At 65.0% G+C, this 15,304-nt stretch carries 16 protein-coding genes; 8 read left to right on the forward strand and 8 right to left on the reverse strand.

All coding sequences use genetic code 11. The annotated features are described in order from the left end of the window. Positions 1-3: 3 nt before the first annotated feature. Both uraH and uraD read right to left on the reverse strand, forming a co-directional pair. Positions 4-321, reverse strand: a complete 318-nt coding sequence (uraH, locus tag ACIBG0_RS17650; RefSeq protein WP_397033619.1) for a hydroxyisourate hydrolase — start codon at positions 319-321, stop codon at positions 4-6. Next, positions 318-812 (reverse strand): 2-oxo-4-hydroxy-4-carboxy-5-ureidoimidazoline decarboxylase, encoded by a 495-nt coding sequence (uraD, locus tag ACIBG0_RS17655; protein WP_397033621.1) that lies wholly within the window; start codon positions 810-812, stop codon positions 318-320. The genes uraH and uraD overlap by 4 nt, the downstream gene beginning before the upstream one ends. Positions 813-952: 140 nt before the next feature. On the opposite strand from uraD, the gene ACIBG0_RS17660 reads away from it, so the two are divergent. Continuing rightward, entirely contained in the window at positions 953-1,540 is a 588-nt protein-coding gene (locus tag ACIBG0_RS17660; RefSeq protein WP_397033623.1) for an NTP transferase domain-containing protein, read from the forward strand. Positions 1,541-1,554: 14 nt separating this feature from the next. Then, positions 1,555-2,592, forward strand: a complete 1,038-nt coding sequence (locus ACIBG0_RS17665; protein WP_397033625.1) for an XdhC family protein — start codon at positions 1,555-1,557, stop codon at positions 2,590-2,592. Between the two features lie 2 nt (positions 2,593-2,594). Here the strand turns inward: ACIBG0_RS17665 and ACIBG0_RS17670 are convergent, their stop codons facing one another. Beyond that, positions 2,595-3,686, reverse strand: a complete 1,092-nt coding sequence (locus ACIBG0_RS17670; protein WP_397033627.1) for an ABC transporter substrate-binding protein — start codon at positions 3,684-3,686, stop codon at positions 2,595-2,597. 77 nt (positions 3,687-3,763) lie between these two features. Beyond that, the gene (locus ACIBG0_RS17675) at positions 3,764-4,564 is read right to left on the reverse strand and encodes an ABC transporter permease (protein ID WP_397034073.1); all 801 of its coding nucleotides are present in this window, start codon (positions 4,562-4,564) and stop codon (positions 3,764-3,766) included. A 322-nt stretch (positions 4,565-4,886) separates the two neighbouring features. Between ACIBG0_RS17675 and ACIBG0_RS17680 the strand changes: the two genes are divergently transcribed. After that, on the forward strand, positions 4,887-6,086 hold the full coding sequence (locus tag ACIBG0_RS17680) for an IS110 family transposase (protein ID WP_397034075.1): 1,200 nt from the start codon (positions 4,887-4,889) through the stop codon (positions 6,084-6,086). Between the two features lie 296 nt (positions 6,087-6,382). On the opposite strand, the gene ACIBG0_RS17685 is transcribed toward ACIBG0_RS17680, so the two are convergent. Further along, a complete protein-coding gene (locus ACIBG0_RS17685; RefSeq protein WP_397033629.1) occupies positions 6,383-7,129 on the reverse strand; it encodes an ABC transporter permease in 747 nt (248 codons plus the stop codon). A 188-nt stretch (positions 7,130-7,317) separates the two neighbouring features. Then, positions 7,318-8,127 carry an ABC transporter ATP-binding protein gene (locus tag ACIBG0_RS17690; RefSeq protein ID WP_397033631.1) on the reverse strand — a complete coding sequence of 270 codons (810 nt, stop codon included), beginning with the start codon at positions 8,125-8,127 and terminating at the stop codon, positions 7,318-7,320. Between the two features lie 176 nt (positions 8,128-8,303). Between ACIBG0_RS17690 and pnuC the strand changes: the two genes are divergently transcribed. The 3 genes from pnuC to ACIBG0_RS17705 all read left to right on the forward strand — a co-directional run bounded on the left by pnuC (position 8,304) and on the right by ACIBG0_RS17705 (position 11,555). Beyond that, positions 8,304-9,020, forward strand: a complete 717-nt coding sequence (gene pnuC / locus ACIBG0_RS17695) for a nicotinamide riboside transporter PnuC (RefSeq protein WP_397033633.1) — start codon at positions 8,304-8,306, stop codon at positions 9,018-9,020. A 76-nt stretch (positions 9,021-9,096) separates the two neighbouring features. Next, positions 9,097-10,560 (forward strand): DHA2 family efflux MFS transporter permease subunit, encoded by a 1,464-nt coding sequence (locus ACIBG0_RS17700; RefSeq protein ID WP_397033635.1) that lies wholly within the window; start codon positions 9,097-9,099, stop codon positions 10,558-10,560. Further along, on the forward strand, positions 10,557-11,555 hold the full coding sequence (locus tag ACIBG0_RS17705; protein ID WP_397033637.1) for a sigma-70 family RNA polymerase sigma factor: 999 nt from the start codon (positions 10,557-10,559) through the stop codon (positions 11,553-11,555). Before ACIBG0_RS17700 ends, ACIBG0_RS17705 begins: the two co-directional genes overlap by 4 nt. A 90-nt stretch (positions 11,556-11,645) precedes the next feature. Here the strand turns inward: ACIBG0_RS17705 and ACIBG0_RS17710 are convergent, their stop codons facing one another. Beyond that, complete coding sequence (locus ACIBG0_RS17710; protein ID WP_397033639.1) at positions 11,646-12,794, reverse strand: FAD-dependent monooxygenase; 1,149 nt, start codon at positions 12,792-12,794, stop codon at positions 11,646-11,648. Between the two features lie 90 nt (positions 12,795-12,884). Here ACIBG0_RS17710 and ACIBG0_RS17715 point away from each other — a divergent pair, with 90 nt between their 5' ends. Both ACIBG0_RS17715 and ACIBG0_RS17720 read left to right on the forward strand, forming a co-directional pair. After that, on the forward strand, positions 12,885-13,457 hold the full coding sequence (locus ACIBG0_RS17715) for a TetR/AcrR family transcriptional regulator (RefSeq protein WP_397033640.1): 573 nt from the start codon (positions 12,885-12,887) through the stop codon (positions 13,455-13,457). Positions 13,458-13,577: 120 nt separating this feature from the next. Continuing rightward, positions 13,578-14,369, forward strand: coding sequence for a DeoR/GlpR family DNA-binding transcription regulator (locus ACIBG0_RS17720; RefSeq protein WP_397033642.1), 792 nt, complete (start codon positions 13,578-13,580; stop codon positions 14,367-14,369). 32 nt (positions 14,370-14,401) lie between these two features. Here ACIBG0_RS17720 and ACIBG0_RS17725 read toward each other — a convergent pair whose 3' ends face one another. Next, positions 14,402-15,274 carry an alpha/beta fold hydrolase gene (locus ACIBG0_RS17725; protein ID WP_397033643.1) on the reverse strand — a complete coding sequence of 291 codons (873 nt, stop codon included), beginning with the start codon at positions 15,272-15,274 and terminating at the stop codon, positions 14,402-14,404. Between the last annotated feature and the right edge of the window lie 30 nt (positions 15,275-15,304).

The raw sequence follows: 15,304 nt of genomic DNA on the forward strand, positions 1-15,304 counted from the left end.
GGCTCAGCTCCCTCGGTAGGTGGAAAAGGCGAAGGGCGACAACAACAATGGCACGTGGTAGTGCCGCTCTTCGATGACGACGAAGGTGACGCAGACCTCCGGATAGAACGATTCGACCTCGCGCGCGGCGAAATATGCGCCGGTGTCGAACACCAGCCGATAGGTGCCGGGTGACAATGCCGCACCGAGCGAGGCGATCCTGCCATCGTCATCGGTGGTTCCGGAACCGAGCACCTCGCTATCTCGATAGAGCACCACCGCGATACCGGCCGCCGGCGCACCCGCGACGGCGTCGAGCACATGTGTACCGAGCGTGCTCATGATTGCAGCCGTGCCAACCGAATCCGATTGATCTTCGCCAATTCCGTTCGCATAACCCGCCTTTCGGTCTCCGGATCATTTCCGAGCCGGGCGGTGAGCAAATCGAGCAGCTCCTCCCCGGACTTACCGGTCGCGCACACCAGATAGATATGGCCGAACTTCTCCTCATAGGCCAGATTGCCATCGGCCAGTCCCGCCCGCACCGCATCCCCGGCCCCGGCCACCCCGGCCTGCTCGCGCACCGATGCCGCAGTATCGGGTCGGGCACCGATACGGGGATGTCCGTCGAGTGCGCGATCGATCTCCGCCTCGGACAACTCCGCCAGCACCGCGTCGGCAGCATCGAAGAGGGCATCGATATTCGGGTACGGCCGCCCGGCGACCAGCGCACGCGCCCATTCCGGCGACGAGCAACACGCGAGCAAGGCCGCGTTCGCCTCCGCTTCGGGCAACGCGTTGAATTCCGCTAGCCCCAACCCGTCGTCTGTCATCGAACCAGCATCGAATACGACCGACCCGGTCGCCAGTCGAAAGGGATAGATCACTTCCGGCGTGTCGTCAGCGTCCGACTGTCGACGTCACAGCACTCTTCCGTAACTCACTGGCTACGCGACCGGGCTACCGTCTTTTCATGGCTGCATCACCCGAACCGGTCTGCGCGGGCATCGTCCTGGCCGCGGGAGCCGGGACGCGCTACGGGATGCCCAAGGCATTGGCCGAGGGCGGCGCCTGGCTGCGGTCGGCGGTGGCGGCACTGCGCGACGGCGGCTGCGATCCGGTGATCGTGGTGCTCGGCGCAACCGGTCCGGCACCGGCCGCGGTCGACCTACCGGAGGGTGTCGATCATGTGTGGGCAGCCGACTGGGCGACCGGACTCGGGGCCTCGGTGCGGGCGGGTTTGCGAGCCGTCGCGCGCACGCCCGCCGAGTACGTCGCGATCATGCCGGTGGATACCCCCGATGTCGGAGCTGATGTGGTCGCCCGGGTACTCGGCGCGGCCGCCGCGGCACCGAGCGGCCTCGCGAGAGCTGTGTTCCACAACACACCAGGGCATCCGGTTGTGATGTCCCACAAGCATTGGACCTCGGTGTATCAAGCAGCCGTTAGAGATTCCGGGGGGCGCACCTATTTGGTCGGTAATAAGGATATGGTGTGCGTCACGTGCGACGATTTGGCGACAGGCGATGATCGTGACTTCCCGGCCGCGCCGCACGCGTGAGCGGAGCTGAACAGATGCGGGACATCGTCGAGGACCTATTGCGGGTGTGGCATTCGGGCCGGACAGGTGGACTGGCCACCGTCGTGCGAACTGTTGGTTCCGGGCCGCTGCCGGTGGGGACATCGATCCTGGTAGATGCCAATGGCGCGGTCTATGGTTCGCTCCTCGGCGGCAGCGTCGAAACGACCGTGATCGAGGCGGCGGCCGATGCCGCGCGCAGCGGTCGACGCGGACTGCACCGCTTGGGCGTTCCGCCGGGTGAGCCCGGCTTGGACTCCGGCGGCATGGTCGATGTTTTCGTCGAGCCGTTCTCACGGCGGGACTTCCCGGAATTCCCCTCCATCGCCGCGGAAATCGCCGCGCACCGCAGGGTTACCCTGTTCACCGTGGTGTGGAACCCGGACCCGGATCTGATCGGACAGCATCTGATCACCCCGCAGCGACATGCGACGGAACTGGTCGCGCTGCCCGAATCCGATGTGTTCGTGGCCTCGTTCCCACCGCCGCCGCGACTGATCATCTTCGGCGCCAACGCCTTTGCCGCAGCGCTGTCCGTACAGGCCAAACTGCTCGGCTACCGCGTAACCATCTGCGACTCCCGCGACACCTTCGCAACGCCGGATGCCTTCCCGGGCGCCGAGGTGGTCGTCGACTGGCCGCACCGATACCTGAACACCCTCTCGGCGGCGGGCGAAATCGACAGCAGCACGGCGATTGTCGTACTCGGGCACGATCCGACGTTCGAAATCCCGCTGCTCACTGTGGCACTGCGACTACCCGAACTGGGTTACCTCGCCGCAAACGGCTCATGGTCCGCGCATCTGAGACGCATCGAAGACCTGAGAGCGGGCGGTTTCGACGACGCGACGCTGGCCCGCCTGCATTCCCCCGCCGGTCTCGATATCGGGGCACGCACCGCCGCCGAGGTCGCCGTTTCGATCGCCGCGGAACTGCTTGTCGCCCGATCCGGAGGCGGGCAGCGGAGCTCCGAAAACCGGAGCGCGGAACCGCAATTCAGGGAACTACCGGCCAACGCCCCGGTGGCGCTCTAGCTCTACTTCAGGCCCGGGTTCTCCGCGTACACCTCGCGCAGCACCGAGAGGTCGAAAAGCTGGTCGGCCTTGATATCGATCTTGGCATTGCGCAGCGCGGCGATATTCTGCTCGATCAACTGATCGGTCATGGTCAGCAAACCATTGGCGGTCGAATCAGCCGAGACGACGAGGCCGTTCTGCGCGGTCGCCTCCTGGGTTTGTTCATTCAGATCGAGTTTCTGATCCTTGCCGTATACCTCGACCGCCAGACGCGCCGATTCGGCCGGATTCGCGACCGCATCTTTCCAGCCCTTGATCTCGGCGATCAGGAACGCCTTCAGCTTGTCGCGTTCCTTATCGATGGTGGACTGCTTGACCGTCAGGGTCTCGGCCACCAGCGGCAGGTTGTAGTCGGCGAAGAGGAAGTTGATATTCGGGAATCCCTTGGCGGTCAACGTGATCGGCTCATTGGTCACATAGCTGACCCAGCCGTCGACCTCACCGTTGGCCAGCGGGGTCGGATCGTATTGCGCCGGCACGATGGTCACATCGCTCGGCTTCATGCCGTTGGCATTCAACAGTGCGTTGAAGATCAGCTGATTGGTGTCCTGGACGCCGATCTTGCGACCCTTCATATCCTGCGGGGTCTTGATTGGCCGGGCGGCGGAGCTGACGATACAGAACGGGTTCTTCTGATAGGTGGTCGCGACGATCTTGGCGGGTAGTCCCTCCAGGATCGCGGGCGCGGTGGTCTGCGGGGCCGAGGTGCCGAGCCAGACCTTGCCGGTATCCAGTCCCGCCTCGACCGAGGTGCTCGCCGCGCCACCGGCGATCAAATTCACCGAACCGAATCCGGCCTCCTTGTAGTAGCCCTTGGAATCGGCGAAGTACTCGCCCGCGAATTCGATGTTCTTGAGCCAGGACAGCTGGACCGCGACGGAACCGTACTTGGATCCGTCCGCCACCGACCCGCCCGACGAGTCTTTCGAATCATCGCCACATGCGGCCAACAGGCTCGCGCCGCCCAATGCGGCGCCGGCCAGCGCGGAGTAACGAAGCAGGGATCGCCGGTTCAGGTTCGGCCCGAACGAAGAGCGTTGTACGGGGTTCATGGGCCGAATCTAGGGGGATTCCGTTTCGATTTCTTTACTTTGGCGTTCCGAGCATTGATTTTGCGAAAACTGACCGGTCAGCGGCGGCCCGCCTCGGGCCCGAAGCGGGCCAGCACCAGGTTCTCGATGACCCCGACAATCGCGTACAGCAGCACCGAGACGATGGTCACGATCACGATCGAGGCCCACAGCTTGCTGTATTGGAAGGTCGGGATAGCGCGAATCAGACTGGCTCCCAATCCAGTGCCGCTACCCAACCATTCACCGAGTAATGCGCCGATCAGCGCACCGGGCACCGAAATTCGCGCCGCCGCGAAGACCGAGGGCAGGGCGGCGGGCACGGCGACCATGCGCAGTCCGGTCCAGCGGGAGCCGCCGTACGCGGCCACCAGGTCCATCGCCTGCCGCGGTGCATTGCGCAGACCGGCCATGATCATGACCAGTGCCGGGAAGAACACCACGATCGCCGCGAGCACCGTCACACCGGCGAGTCCGCGCCCGAACACCAGCACGATGATCGGAGTCAGCGCTACCAGGGGCACCGAACGCAACAGCATGGCGACCGGCATGAATGTCTGTTCGACCGCGGAGAACGAGACGAACAGCGCCGCGACGACGAGTGCCGCGAGCATACCGACGCCGAAGCCGATCGCGGCGTCGCGCAAGGTGATCTGTAGGTCGTCGAAGATGGCCTGACGTGCGGTGTGTGCGCCGGAGGAGTTGAACAGGTACTTCCAGATGTCGCTGGGTGTTTTGCCTACTCGCGGCCCGACCTGGGGGAAGGCATGGAGGAAGACGTACCAGATCACCAGCATCAGCAATAGCGCGGTGACCAGGGGGAACAGGAAGCGGCCGATGCGGGTGAGGACATTGAGCATTCCGGCGGCGGCGCTGCGCTGGGGCCGCGTGCTCGCCTCGACGGGCGGCGGCGCGGCGGCGGTCATGTTGTCCATCGGCACAAGTTCGTCAGTCATCCCTACCCTCTTTCGTGGGTTGCTCGGGCCAGTCGTAGGGTCTTGGTGCCCAGGGGTGCCGGGTATGGCTCTCAGTCATCTGCATCGGTTGTGGCTTAACACGATTGGCCGCCCAGCACCCCCTCGACGACTCGGCTGCTGATTGAGAATTGCGAACCAGTCGCTCCGTAGGGATAGGCCAGCGAAGTCGTCTGTGGTGCAACCGGTTTGGTGAGCGAGGGAGGCGATCTTGGAGTGTGCTTGGGCCGGAGTCGACATCGGCAAGGAACATCACCATGCGGTGGTAATCGACACCGACGGCAACCGGCTGCTGTCGCGCAGAGTTCACAATGACGAGACAGCCCTGTTGGATCTGATCGACAAGATCACTACTCTGGGCGACCAGGTCGACTGGGCCGTGGATATCGTCACCGGCGAGTCCGCGCTGCTGTTGACCTTGCTCGCAGCCCACCATCAACGGGTCTTCTACATCAGCGGCACCCAGGTCAACCGGGCCGCTGATGGCTACCGTGGCGCTGGAAGGACCGACGCGAAGGACGCGGCGATCATCGCCGATCAGGTCCGTATTCGCCGCGATCTGTCCCCGATGCGTATCGATGACGAGCTCATCGTGGAACTGCGGATGCTCGTTGCCCGCCGTCGTGACCTCGCCGGCGACCGTGTCCGGCTGGTCAACCGGCTGCACCAGCAGTTGCTGAGCATCAGCCCCGCCCTCGAGCGAGCCCTGGACTTGACCAACAAGGGACCGCTGGTGCTGCTCACCGGCTATCAGACCCCCGACGCTCTGCGGCGGGCAGGTGTCGCCGAGGTCGAGCAATGGCTGCGCTTGCAGAAGGTCAAAGGAGCTGGGGCGCTGGCGGTCAGGGCCGTCACCGCGGCCACCGCCCAGCACACCACCTTGCCCGGACAACGGTTGGCCGCCGAGTTGGTGGCCGACATGGCCAAGGGGGTGATCACCCTCGACGAGCAGCTCAAATACATCGACAAGCTCATCGAGGGCCGATTTCGCCGCCACCATACCGCCGAAATCCTGCTGAGCATGTCCGGTATCGGTCCGCTCATGGGCGCCACGTTCCTGGCTGCCACCGGCGGCGACATGACGGTCTTCGATTCGCCCAACCACCTGGCCGGCTACGGTGGCGTCGCACCAGCACCCCGGGACTCTGGACGAATATCGGGCAATCTGCACCGGCCCCGGCGCTATCACCGAGGATTGCACCACATGTTCTACACCTCGGCACTGATCAGTATCCGATTCCATGAGCAATCGCGAATCTTCTACGACCGCAAAAGATCTGAAGGCAAACACCATAATCAGGCGGTGCTCGCCCTCGCTCGACGCCGGGTCAACGTCCTCTGGGCACTTCTGCGCGAGGGCCGCACCTACGCCCCAGCCCCGCCCGACCACGCGGCCACCGCCGCCTGACACCAGACGCCCAAACTGATCTTGAAGGCTTGACATCATCATTGAGAATCGCACTCCTCCAACCCGGCCGCGGGCGGTCTCGCCCGACGCGCACTGCTTTGCCCGACGCACGCCAACTCGCCGCACGCTACCGGGCGACTGCGCACGCGGACGTCGAGTGCCGCGATAGCTTCGGCCGTATCGAGCTCGGCCCCAGGCAGTTCCCCCGAGCGGAGTCGAATGATGGTCGCCAATGCCGCATTCGACCGCCCTATCACTACCCTCGGCGAGCAAGCTGTCTGCATGAGAGGCGCGGCTCATGTCGGCTCCTGCGCGGTCCAGGGGGTGACCAATCGGGCGACCAGGGCGACAATCGCGTAGCCGAGCCCGGCGAGAGCGGCGGCGGCCAGTGCCATCCCCCAGGTACGCGGCACGTTGTAGGCGGTTTGCGCGGCGGTCAGCGCGACGCCGATGCCGCTGTCGACACCACCGAGGTATTCACCGATGATCGCGCCGAGCACAGCGGACGGCGCGGCAATCTTCAACGCCGCGAACATATTCGGCAGCGCGGCGATCGCCTGCACCCGGTAGAGCTGTTGCCAGCGGCCGCCGCCGTAGGCCCGCACCAGATCGAGGCTGGTGACATCGGCCGAGCGGAGTCCGGTGACCGTGCCGACCATGGTGGTGAAGAAGCAGTACATCGCCGCGAGGAATACCGTCGGGGTGCGCCCGCCGAAGACCACCAGAATGATCGGCCCGAGCGCGAGCAGTGGAATGCAGTAACTGAGGATAGCCAGCTGGGTGGCGAGCGGTTCGATCCACGGGATCAGCACGATCAGGAACGCCAGACCGATGGCCAGCGCATTACCCCAGATGAATCCCTTCAGCGCGCCGAGCGCCGTGATCCGGAAGTTGGGTCCGTACAGATCCCAACCGTCGCTGTACATGTTGTGCAGGACAGTCCACGGACTCGGGATCGTGCCACCCGCGACCTCCAGCGCCGCCAGCAGCCACCAGATCGCGATCAATCCGAGTACGCCGATCAGTCCGCCGATCCGTTTCATGCCACATCCCCTCGACTGCGGCGCCATGCCACCGACGGTCGCGGCTGATCCTGTCCGCCGACCTGCTGGTACCCCTGGCGCGCGCGGGACAGGCATCTGGTCACCTCATGCGAGCGCGGCTCTCGATTGTCATTCATCGCCGTACCTCGCGGACCGTTCCGATGCTGCGCGACACATGATTCGCTCACTCATGCGACACCGCCCTTGCCGGACTTTCCGAACAACAGCTCGGAAAGGTAATCATGCAACTTGTGGAATTCCGGTGTGCGCATCATCTCCGGCGTGCGCGGGCGCGGCAGATCGATCTTCACCAGTTCCAGCACCCGGCCCGGCCGCGGACTCATCACCGCGACGACATCGGAAAGAAATACGGCCTCCGCGATGCCGTGTGTGACCATCAGTGTGGTCGCTGGCTTCTCAGTCCAAATCCGCAACAATTCCAGATTCAGCCGCTGCCTGGTCATATCGTCGAGTGCGCCGAACGGCTCGTCGAGCAGCAGCACGGTCGGCTTGACGACCAGGGCGCGCGCGATCGAAACACGCTGGCGCATGCCACCCGACAGCTGCGCCGGTTTGGCCTTCTCGAAGCCGTCGAGGCCAACCAGCCGGACCAGATCCGCGATCAGTCCCGGATCCGGTGAGATGCCCGCGACCTGCAGCGGCAGCTTGATATTGGATTCCACCGAACGCCACGGCAGCAGTGCCGAATCCTGGAAGGCGATGCCGCGTTCGTGGCGGCTGCGCAGTTGGGCGGGGGTTTCACCGTCGATGAGCGCCTTGCCCGCCGTCGGTGTCTCCAGTCCGGCCAGGATGCGCAGCACCGTCGATTTGCCGCAGCCCGATGGGCCGAGCAGGGATAAGAACGCGCCCTGTTCGGTATGCAGCTCCACTTCATCCAGCGCCTGCACCGTCTTCCGGCCGACCCGGAATGTCTTCGTCAAACCGCTGATGTGGATGCCCGTCCCGCCGATGGGCTCCTCGGTACCGCTCGCCGTCATGACCAAAACACTAGGAGCAGGTCGTTGCGCGGATATTGCGAATCGCCACCCCAGATTGCGCAATCGTTACGCACGCCGCTTCGCAGACCTTTCTCGTACCTCGCACACCGACTCGCCGCACGAAATGCCGTCGCCGGAACGCGAAGGTATGCGTGAGACACCGCGGACGCTGTGGAATGAGAAGTCGAGGTGCTCGGGTTGTAGCGGAGGTGAACCCATTTTTCGCGCTGCTCGACGCGAAGCTGCATATCGCGGGCTCGGAGATCCTCTGGCGCGAGATCATCGGCAATGGCTTCGGGCTGGCCTCCGCGGTCGGCGGAATGCGACGGCGGGTGTGGGCGTGGCCGATCGGGATCGCGGGCAATGCGCTGTTGTTCACCGTTTTCGTCGGCGGAATCTTCCATACGCCACAGCATTTGAATATGGCCGGGCAGGCCGGTCGTCAGCTGATGTTCATCGCGGTCAGCATGTACGGCTGGTGGAGTTGGTATCGGCATGCCCACGCCGAAACCGGACTCGAGCACCGCGGCGTCATGCCGCGCTGGGCAAGCGGGCGTGAGCGGCTCGTGCTGGTGGCGGCCATGTTGGTCGGCACGGCCGCATTCGCTCGATTGTTCGCGTTGATCGGTTCCTATGGACCGTGGGCGGAGGCATGGATCTTCACCGGATCGGTGCTGGCGACCTACGGGATGGCGCGCGGGCTCGCCGAATTCTGGCTGATCTGGATCGCCGTCGACCTCGTCGGCGTGCCATTGCTGTTGCAGGCGGGCTATTACCCGTCGGCGACGCTGTATCTGATCTATGCGGGCTTCGTCGCGTGGGGCTTCGCCGTCTGGGTGCGCACCCTGCGCAAAGCCCCTGTCGTCGCTGATCTCGTGCCTTCGCGTTCCTAGAAACTTTTTTCGCAACCTCCGATGAATCCGCGCGGCGGCGCCGGTATGTACCCGCACAACCCATCGGAGGAATGCAATGAAGATGACCACGGGGCAGCGCTGGGTACTGGCGCTGACATCACTGGCGGGCTTGATGATCGTGCTCGACGCACTGGTCGTCACCACCGCGATGCATGCGATCCAGCTGGATCTGCACGCATCGATCGGCGAGTTGGAATGGACGATCAACGCCTACAACCTGAGTTTCGCCGTGCTGCTGATGGCGGGCGCGGCGCTCGGTGACCGCTACGGACGCAGACGGGTGCTCGTCGGTGGGCTGGCACTGTTCAGCGCGGCCTCGGCCGGATGTGCGCTGGCGCCGAATCTCGGTCTGTTGATCGCCGCCAGGACGGCACAGGGCGTCGGGGCCGCCGCCATCATGCCCGTTGCGGTGGCTTTGCTTTCGGCGGCGTTCCAGCCGGAGCAGCGGACCAAGGCACTCGGATTATTCGCGGCGGTAACCGGATTGGCCACCCTCGGCGGACCGCTCGTCGGCGGTGCGGTGGTGCAGGGCCTGGCTTGGCAGTGGATCTTCTGGTTGAACCTGCCGATCGGCGCGGTGCTGATCCCGCTGGCGCGCACACGGCTGGTCGAAAGTGTGGGCGAGGCGCGCAGATTGGACTTTCCCGGGATCGTGTTGGTGAGCACCGCGGCCTTCGGAATCGTCTGGGGTCTGATTCGGGGCAATGAATCCGGTTGGGCCAGTCCGGAAGTCGTCTCCGTATTGCTGATCGGCGCGGTGGCCGCAGTGGGATTCGTGCGCTGGGAACTGCGCACCACGGCTGCGCTGATTCCGATGCGTTTCTTTGCCTCTCGCGCCTTCTCCGCCGGCAATGCGGTCGGGTTCCTGTTGGCCGCCTCGATTTTCAGTGGTGCGTTCTTCTTCGCTCAGTTCTTGCAGATCGTGCAGCAGCAGGGCCCGCTCGGCGCCGGACTGCGTTTGGCACCGTGGACGGTCACGCTGTTCCTCGTGGCACCGATCGCGGGTAAGCAGGTCAACCGGTTCGGTGAGCGTCCGCTGGTTGTCACCGGTTTGCTCATGCAGGCCATCGGCTACGGGTGGATCGCCCTCACCGCCGGACCGGACCTGTCGTATGCGGCGATGATCGCGCCCTTCATCATCTCCGGCGTCGGTGTGTCGATGGCGATTCCCGCCGCGCAGAGCGCGGTACTGCGGGCCGTTCCGATGCCCGCGGTCGGGGCCGCATCGGGAACCTACAACACCCTGCGCCAACTCGGTGGCGCCTTTGGAATCGCCGTCCCCGCAGCGGTTTTCGCTGCCGTTGGCGGCTTCGCCAGCGCGCGGGCCTTCAGTGACGGTTTCGCGGCCGCCATCGCCACCGCTGCCGTGCTCGCGCTGCTCGGTGCCGCGATCGGTCTGCTGATTCCGGCCGGTGCGCCCCACGCCACCGAGCCGGTTGCGGCCGGCCCTGCGGACACACCGGGCGCTGGAATGGCCGCCTCGGCAGCCGGCGACGACCGCAGCGGGGTGCAGGCATGACCAGCACATCCTCGGTAGGTTTGGCACCCATGACGGTCAGTGCGGATTTCGCGGCGCGCACCGCGCCCTACCGGCCCGAACTGCTCGCGCACTGCTATCGGATGCTCGGCTCGATCCACGACGCCGAGGATCTGGTGCAGGAGACGATGCTGCGGGCATGGCGCTCGGCCGACCGTTATGACGCGGACCGCGCGTCGCTGCGCACTTGGCTGTATCGAATCGCCACCAATGTCTGCCTGACCGCGCTCGAACAGCGCGGCAGGCGGGCGCTACCGACCGGACTGGTCGGACCGAGCGATAGCCTGGTCACCAAACCGCAGCGTCATCCCGAAACCCCTTGGCTGGAACCGATTCCCGATGCACTGCTCGGCACCGCGTCCGATGATCCGGCGACCGTGGTCGCCGCCCGAAGCGGCATCCGACTCGCATTCATAGCGGCACTGCAATACCTACCCGCCCGACAACGCGCGGTCCTGATCCTGCGCGACGTACTCGCCTGGTCCGCGGCCGAAGTCGCCGACCTACTCGAAACCTCCCCCACCGCAGTCAATAGCGCACTGCAACGCGCGCACGCCCAATTGGAGAAAGACGCCCCCATGCTCGACCACGTATCGGAATCGTTGAGCCCGGACGAACGCGCGATGATCGACCGCTACGTAACCACCTTCGGCAACGCCGACATGGCTGCTTTCGCCAAACTCCTGCGCGACGATGTAGTCCTCGAAATGCCACCCGCCCTGCTCTGGTTCGCAGGACGCGCCCACGTCGTGGCCTTCTTCACCGACAGGTGTGGTTCCACCCCCGACCTCTGGCGCGCAATCCCCACCTCCGCCAACACCCAACCCGCCATCGCCTACTACCGCCGCGACCAAAACGACACCTACCAGGCACATTCCATCCACCTACTCACCCTCCGCGACGAAGCCATCGACCGAATCACGGTCTTCCTCGACGCCACCCTCTTCCCGGGCTTCGGGCTCCCTACCACCCTCTGAACAGGGGAGGTGAAGGGAAAACGCCGAGCCTGTTCTCCGCGACCGGATGCCGAAATTCGCGGCGGTATCGCCAGTGGCGAACGGCACCTTTCAAGCGGCGCACCTGGCCCGATCGCGGAGTGCCGTGACAGCGGGAAGGACGCGAGTTGCGGTATTGCGCAGCGCGATTCCGGCCTTCGTCGCCGGTATGAGCATCGATGCCGCAGTGGCCACGCCATTGAGTTTGGGATCGACCAGCACCCGGTGCCGGGTCTCGTAGCGCTGGAACGCGGCCTGGTGGTCCTCCGGTGCGCCCGCCAGTTCCTCCGCCAACGTGTACGCCCCGGCGATCGCGAGGGTGGAGCCGTCGCCGAACAGTGAGACGCAGGATGCGGCATCACCGAGCAGCGCGATGCGTCCGTGCGACCAGCGCGGGAGTTCGCCCTTGCTGACGGCATCGAAGAACAGGTCGTCGGTGTCGCGGACGCGGTCCAGCAATTCGGGAACCCGCCAGCCCTGGTCGGTGAAGGCCTCGATGACCAGGCGCTTGTGCAGTTCGGTGTCGCGATGGTCGAAACCGGGAACGCCCTTGTGCCGGAACATAAACGCCGCGAGAGCGCGGCCCTTCGTCGGGTGCACCGACAGCGCCCGTCCCGGCGTGTTGTAGATGAGGACTTCGCGGTCGCTGCCGAATGGCTCATCGATTCGGATGGTCGCGATGTAGATGCCCATATGCCGGACGAATTCGGATTCATCGCCGAAGGTCAGGCGGCGCACCACCGAATGCAGGCCGTCCGCGCCGATCACGAAGTCGAAGCGGCGCGGATCGGCATGTTCGAAGGTGACATCGACGCCGTCGGTGTGCTGTGACAGGCCGGTAATGGTGTCGCCCCACAGGAAGTCGGCGCTGTCGCGGCTGGCGTCGAGCAGGATCGTGGCGAGATCGGCTCGGGGGATCTCGACCTCGCGGTCGCCCGCCGATCCCTGGAAGGCCTTCAGATCGACCCCGGCGATGCGGCGGCCGCTCGCGTTGACGAAATTCATCTGGGACACAGCGGAATTCGCGGCGCGCAGTTGCGCCATGATGCCCATGCGCTCGGCCACATCGATGGCGGGTCCCTTGACGTCGACCGGATTTCCACTCGAGCGTTGGCCTGTCGCCCGCTCGACCACCGTGACCCGGAAGCCGCGGTCGGCCAGCCAGTACGCCAGGGTCGCACCGCCGATGCCCGCACCGGAGATCAGAACCGTCTTGTTCATGACAACACCTTCTGGTTAAGTGGACGAATTTCGTCCGGTTAAGAGGGAGCGTACAGTAAGTGGAAGGATTTCGTCCACTTAAACTCGGAGGTGAGGGCGACGACCGGTCTGAAGAGGGCTGATGCCAGGAACAACCGGGATCAGATCATTGCCGCGACGCTGGTGACCTTCCGTGAGCACGGTGTCGATGTGCCGATGAAGGAGATCGCGGATCGGGCGGGTGTGGGTGTCGGCACGTTGTATCGGCACTTCCCGGATCGGGATGCGTTGATCGCCGAGACTGCCCGGTCCTACCTCGCGGAGCTGGCCCAGATGGCGGCGACCGCATTGGAGCAGGAGGATGCGGCGTGGCCAGCGCTTGCGCGGTTTCTGCACGAATGTGCGCAGCGACGGGTCGGGGCGCTCGCATCGGCGATCGAGCCGAATCTGCACGCCGAGATACAGGCCGATCCGCGGTTGCACGAGGTGCGAGGGCGGATTGTCGAATCCGTCTCGCGGATGACCAGGCAGGCCCAGCAAGCCGGTGCCATGCGCGTCGATATCGATCCCGGCGAGGTGGCCGGGCTGATGACCTTGCAGATCTATACCCGGGCCGGTGAGTCGTATGCGGACGCGGTCCGTCGGGTGGTCGATCTCGTGCTCGATGGATTGCGGGCGCGGTGATGAAGGTGTCCGACTTGGTAATACGGCGGCCGAATCTCTACGGTCGGCACGTGCCTGTGCTCAGATTGTTCGCGTGCATGGAAAACCAGCAGGTCGCTCGCGTGGACGGGAAGGCTTGACATGACCGGACCGACGGACCGGCCGCAGCGATGGAACCGACTGCTGGAACTGCTCGCCGACACCGGGCGGCTTTCGGTAGAGGAGGCCGCCGAACGCCTCGGGGTTTCCCCGGCGACGGTACGCCGCGACTTCACCGCACTCGCCGAACAGCAGTTGGCGACCAGGACACACGGCGGTGTTGTCGCGACTTCGGTCGCCTACGACCTACCCGCGCGCTACCGGCAGGGCGCGGATGAACCGAAGCAGCGGATCGCCGAACACGCTGCGGGACTTATCGAACCGAGTGCGGTAGTCGGAATGAACGGTGGCACAACGACGACCGCCGTGGCACGCGCATTGGCCGGACGAACCGATTTGGCCAATGCCGCCGGTGACCCACTGACCATCGTCACCAACGCGCTCAATATCGCGGGCGAGATGGTGTTGCGGCCACATATGCGCACAATCGTGCTCGGCGGGGTGGCGCGCCGGGAGTCCTATGAGTTGCATGGCCCGTTGGCCGAGCGGGCCCTGGCCGAATTGCGTTTGGACGCACTGATTCTCGGTGTCAATGCGATTTCCGCCGAGGGCGGCGCGCAGTGTCGACATATCGATGAAGCCGGGGTGACCACCGAGATGGTCCGGCGGTCCGGTCAGGTGATGGTCGTCGCCACCGCGGACAAACTGGAGCGCTCAGCGCTGGCCCGGATCTGCGGGATCGAGCAGGTCGATGTGCTGGTGACGGATTCGGATGCGGATCCGGCCGCGGTGGCGACGATTCGAGCTGCCGGGGTTCGAGTGGACGTGGTTTAGCGCGGCGGGGACTTCGAAGTCCCGGATAGGCGTCAGAGGAACGCCAGGAGGTGGCGAGCGGTCTGCTCCGGGGCTTCCTCCGGCAAGAAATGTCCGGCGTCGAGCGGAGCACCACGGACATCGTCCGCCCAGCGGCGCCATACCTCCAGCGGCCTATGCCAACTGCCGACAGCGCCTGTGGCACTCCACAATACGAGCAGCGGACATTCGATCCGCCGCTGCCCGCGGTCAGCCTCGTCATGCGCATAATCGAGGGTCGCGGCGGCCCGATATTCCTCGCAAATCGCGTGCACGGTATCCGGGTCGCGGAATTTCTCGATGTATTCCGTGCGGATTTCATCCGAGAAAACACCGGGATCCTCGGCCCAGCTATCGAGCATATGGTTCACCAGAATCGCCGGATCACCGGCAATGAGCCGTTCCGGAATCGGTGCCGGTGCGGCGAGGAAGGACCACACCCAGAATCCGAGGCTGAAGTCCATATCCGCCGCACGGAAGCTGTCAGCGGTTGGCACGATATCCAGCACCGCCAGCCGCGTAACGATTGCCGGATGATCCAGCGCCATGCGATACGCGCACCGCGCGCCACGATCATGACCGACCACGCTGAACCGATCATGGCCGAGACTCGCCATCACCTCGACCTGTTCGGCGGCGATGGTCCGCATGCTGTGCGGACTGTGGTCCGGCCGACTCGGCGGCGAGGCGCTGTCGCCGAATCCCCGCAGATCCGTTGCCACGATGGTGAACCGCTCGGCCAACCGCGACGCGACCTTATGCCACATGAGGTGCGTCTCGGGTATCCCGTGCAGTAACAAGACGGGCGGCCCGTCACCACCGCGCCGCCCATGCACGCGCCCCTCGGCGGTCTCGATATCGAACTCGACGAATCCCTCGAACACCATTGCTCTCACCATAGCGGTTGGGCCCGAACC

The organism is Nocardia sp. NPDC050630 (assembly GCF_044457245.1).
GTDB lineage: Bacteria > Actinomycetota > Actinomycetes > Mycobacteriales > Mycobacteriaceae > Nocardia.